The organism is Methylocaldum sp., assembly GCF_039794385.1.
Classification (GTDB): domain Bacteria; phylum Pseudomonadota; class Gammaproteobacteria; order Methylococcales; family Methylococcaceae; genus Methylocaldum.
Genome location: NZ_JBDIVO010000369.1, coordinates 1 through 4,336, shown reverse-complemented (window position 1 = coordinate 4,336; position 4,336 = coordinate 1). Strand labels below are relative to the sequence as shown.

At 59.0% G+C, this 4,336-nt stretch carries 5 protein-coding genes; 1 reads left to right on the top strand and 4 read right to left on the bottom strand.

What is annotated here, in order from left to right; genetic code table 11:
- Positions 1-598 precede the first annotated feature (598 nt).
- The 4 genes from rpiB to ABJK70_RS20875 all read right to left on the bottom strand — a co-directional run bounded on the left by rpiB (position 599) and on the right by ABJK70_RS20875 (position 3,653).
- Positions 599-1,027, bottom strand: coding sequence for a ribose 5-phosphate isomerase B (gene rpiB, locus ABJK70_RS20890; RefSeq protein ID WP_077730268.1), 429 nt, complete (start codon positions 1,025-1,027; stop codon positions 599-601).
- A 92-nt stretch (positions 1,028-1,119) separates the two neighbouring features.
- Positions 1,120-1,950, bottom strand: a complete 831-nt coding sequence (locus ABJK70_RS20885; protein WP_210023718.1) for an inositol monophosphatase family protein — start codon at positions 1,948-1,950, stop codon at positions 1,120-1,122.
- Between the two features lie 100 nt (positions 1,951-2,050).
- Positions 2,051-2,557, bottom strand: coding sequence for a peroxiredoxin (locus ABJK70_RS20880; RefSeq protein ID WP_077730266.1), 507 nt, complete (start codon positions 2,555-2,557; stop codon positions 2,051-2,053).
- 46 nt (positions 2,558-2,603) lie between these two features.
- On the bottom strand, positions 2,604-3,653 hold the full coding sequence (locus ABJK70_RS20875) for a transaldolase family protein (protein WP_347258995.1): 1,050 nt from the start codon (positions 3,651-3,653) through the stop codon (positions 2,604-2,606).
- A gap of 269 nt (positions 3,654-3,922) precedes the next feature.
- On the opposite strand from ABJK70_RS20875, the gene ABJK70_RS20870 reads away from it, so the two are divergent.
- A partial coding sequence (locus ABJK70_RS20870; RefSeq protein ID WP_347258994.1) for a Gfo/Idh/MocA family oxidoreductase occupies positions 3,923-4,336 on the top strand: 414 nt, incomplete at its 3' end.

Here is a 4,336-nt window from a genome sequence, read left to right as displayed (position 1 = left end):
GGCGGCTCCTGGCTCACCCCCAAAGACTTGGTCGCCAGCGGCAATTGGGCTGAAATCACGCGCTTGGCTCGCGAAGCCTCGGCACTCAAGCCGTAATTACAAAGGACTGATTGGCCCGTTCGGAAGAATCATTTTAGTCGCGACCTTCCAATCGCAGACAGTGGCTTTAGCGGCGTTGTCGGCAAAGGATTGCCGACCTACGAACAGATCATAGGACGTGCTGAACGAAGCGTAGCGTGGCAAGGCCGGTTTGCGCGGCAGCATCGCCCGGACGGTGCCGGACAGGGATGGTCCGGCATGAACCGCATGGTTCGCGATTGATGCTTGTCCTGAGCCTAGTCGAAGGGCGCTTCGTCCCTCAGCACATCCTACGCCCTGAGCTGTCGCAGATGGTAGGGTGGGTTAGGTGCGCCAGCGAGAAACCGGATTTGGCCGCATGGCTAGACGCGCACCGTAACCCACCGAATGGGACGGAAAAAAGTCGGAGGTCGGCAATCCTTTGCCAACATCTGAAAAGATGGGCACGGCCTGTTGGCCTTTGCCCATCCTACGGCTCTCGGTTAGCGGCATCTTATCGGGGACATCGCCGCATCCCGAATCACTCATCGATCGCCTTGATCCTCGGCACGTGCCGGCCGCCTTCGAATTCGGTGGACAGGAAGGTTTCGACGATCTTCTTTGCCATTTCGAGACTGATGATCCGCTGGCCCATGGCGATACAGTTGGCATCGTTGTGCAACCGGGTGAGATAGGCGGTTTCCTCGTTGAAGCAATAGCCGCAGCGGCAGCCCTTGACTCGGTTGGCAACGATGGCCTCGCCGTTCCCGCTGCCGCCCAGCACGATGCCACGCTCGACTTCGCCGTTGGCGACAGCCACGGCGCACGGGCGAATCCACGTGGGATAATCGGTTCGTTCGTCGCTGAAACAGCCGTAGTCGACGACCTCATGGCCAAGAGAACTTAGCCAAGTACGCAGTTCTTCCTTGTAGGCGAATCCCGCGTGATCAGAAGCGATGCCGATTTTCATGATGACTCCTTATTGATTTAAGGTAGGCGGACACCCGCGTCCTTCACCGGGACAGCGGGCGAAAAAGTATAACCGCGGGAGAAGCTCCTCCATCAACCGCGATCGTCGGCGGCTTTCAAGACGTCCAGCATCTCGCGATGAATCAGACCGTTGCTGGAAACGATGCGGCCGGTACTCAAGATCTCGTCGCCGCCGTCGAAATCGGTAACGGTACCGCCCGCCTCGCGCACCAGCACGATGCCGGCCGCAATGTCGTGCGGCTTGACCTTCATCTCCCAATGTCCGTCCAACTGTCCCGTGGCCGTATAGCACAGGTTGAGCGCGGCCGAACCAATACGCCGCGTGGCTTGCGCGCTGCGCTGAAAGCCGAGGAAATTCTTCATATTGCTGTCGCTGGTATGGGTATCGTAAGAGAAACCGGTAATCACCAGAGCACGATTCAGCACCAGCGTCGCGGACACGTGAATCGGCCGGTCGTTGCGCGTGGCACCCAAACCGAGCGCGGCGGCGAATGTCTCGTCTGTGGCGGGGTTATACACCACGCCGAGCGAAGGCACGCCGTCGATCAGCAAACCCATCGATACGCAGAACATCGGAAACCCGTGCGCGAAGTTCACGGTACCGTCGAGCGGATCGATGTGCCAGAGGTAATTCCGCGCAGGCGGGCGAGATTCCTCGGCGCGATAAGCTCCGCCCTCTTCGCCGACAATTTGGTGAGAAGGGAAAAGCTTGCGCAGTTCGCCGACGATGAACTGTTCGCTGCGGATGTCGTATTCGGTGACCGGGTCGATATCGCTGGTCTTGAACTGCACCGCAGTGCCGCGACGGGTTTCGAATCCCTCTCGAAGAATGGCCCCTGCGCCACGGGCGATCGTGACGGCGGCACCAAGGATGTCGGTAAGCGAAGGATCGGTTGATTGCATTGTTCCGTGCCGTTAAGAAAACAGGCCGGCCATTCTACATCAGACGGCGAAAGAGCCGCAGCGTGACGATTTCCGCGGCTCCGGAGACAGTAAGGCGTTCTTATAAGTGGGCGAGCATCGCCTCGGCGCTCGAGACTTCGAATTTGCCAGGCGCCTCGACGGCCAGATGCTTCACGACGCCATCGTCGACGACCATCGCGAAGCGCTGGCAGCGTACACCCATGCCTTTTTCGGTCAAATCGAGTTCGAGTCCGAGTTTCCGGGTGTATTCGGCGCTGCCGTCGGCCATCATGCGCACCTTGCCGCCGGCCTTCTGATCCCGGCCCCATGAAGCCATCACGAAAGCATCGTTGACGGCCATGCACCAGATTTCGTCGACATCCTTGGCTTTCAGCTTGTCGAAGTTCGTGACGTAACCGGGCAGATGTTGCGCGGAGCAGGTCGGCGTATACGCGCCCGGAAGGCCGAAAATCACGATTTTTTTACCCTTGACGAGATCGCCGACATTCAACGGTTGCGGCTTCATCGGACAGCCGATAGCCGGGTCGAACTCGGTAGACTCGTACAGCTTGCCCTCGGGCAGGCGATCTCCAACTTTGATGGTCATGGCATCTCCTTAGGTGGTTGCAGTTAGAACGGATAGGCGAACTAAATCACGTCGACGCAAGGGCCTCGTGCTTTTCCGCGATGAGTTTCAACAGCGCCTTGTGCGGATCGGCGAACTTTGCCGTCCCTTCATCCATCAGGACCTGCTCCATCTTCGCCACGTCCACCTTGGCGTCGATCTCGTCTAGGACGGCTTGGGTCGGCAGTTGATCGACCTTGCGCGTGTATTGCTTGTTGAGCCCCTCGACGGCGTCGTTGGTCGCGGGCGGATTGGTCTGGATGTCGCTGCCGGCCAAGGCTTCCACGTATTTGTCGGGCGGATCGCCGGGTTTCTTGGTGCCGGTGCTGGCGAAGACGATTTCCTGCTGGAGTGGCAGATTCTTGTCCTTCCAGAAGGACTGATTAAGCTGCCAGAGACGCTTGACGTTAACGATGCCGACCTGTCCCTGGGCGTCGGGACTGAGCTCCGGAATCTGCTTTTCCGTGTATACGTCCACACGCGAGACGAAGATGCTGTACACACTCTTGAAATGAGCGAGGCTCGGGCGCCGCTGCGCACCGCGCCAAACGGCCTCACGGGCGAGCTTGTACTGGCGCTCGGAGAAAATGAGGGTGACGTTGAGATTGATTCCGGCAGCGGCCAATTCCTCCAGCGAATCCAGCCCGGCCGGGGTCGCGGGAACCTTGATCAGGCGGTTGACGTGCCCGCTGCCCCAATGCTTGCCGAGCTCGATGTACTCCTTGACGCGTTTGGCGTGAGGCAGATTCAGCTCGCGGTCTTCGAGGAGCGGATCGAGCTCGAAACTGACGTAACCGTCGTTGCCGCGGGTGTCTTCCCAAACGGGCAAGAACACCTCCTGAGCGTTGCGCACCAGGTAATCGGTCATCTCCCAGGCGATGGCCGAATTGTCCATACCTTCATCGAGCAACGCGCGCATATGATCGTCGAAGCGGCCCGTGTTGAGGATGTCGGCGATGATGATGGGATTGGAGGTCGCGCCGGTGGCCCCGAGAGCGCGGTCTCTTTCGACCAGTTCGGGATCGATGGAATCGAGCCAGAGTTTGGTGCCGGTGGAAATCAAAGATCTTAGTGACATGATGAGCTCCTTGCGGGGTGTTAAAACCCAATGCATTGCTCTTTTGACTTGTCGGCCAAGACAAAAGCGCAACGTCAGTAAAGAAATTCAAAGCACTCCCCATGTGCTCTCCATTCAAGCAACCATGCGCTCGCGCTGAACCGGTGTCAAGTGCGAGAGTCGGGCGGACGGGGCGGATCGGTCGATGCTGTCAAAGCCCTTGCGGTGGAGACGATCACCGATTCCTGCGACACTATGATGTGCACGTTAATTCGCAAAAAGGATGAATCATGACTGACCGAAAACTCCGTTGGGGCATACTTGGTGCCGCGCGCGTTAACGAACGCCTGATGCCCGCCATCGTCGATGCCTCGAATGCCGAACTGGTCGCTATTGCCAGCCGCCGTCCCGGAGCGGCCGCCGAGACACTGGCGAAATACGCGCCACAACAACAGGGAGTCCGGACTTATGACAAGCTCGACGCGCTGCTCGACGATGCCCAAGTGGAAGCCGTTTACCTGCCTCTCGCCAACCACGAACACGCCGAATGGGCGTTGCGCGCCATACAGCACGGCAAACACGTACTGTGCGAGAAACCGATGGCGCTGACCGTCGCCGATATCGAAGCAATCGAAGCCGCGGCACGCCAGCACAAGGTGACCGTGATGGAAGGCTTCATGTACCGCTTCCACCCGCAGCATGCG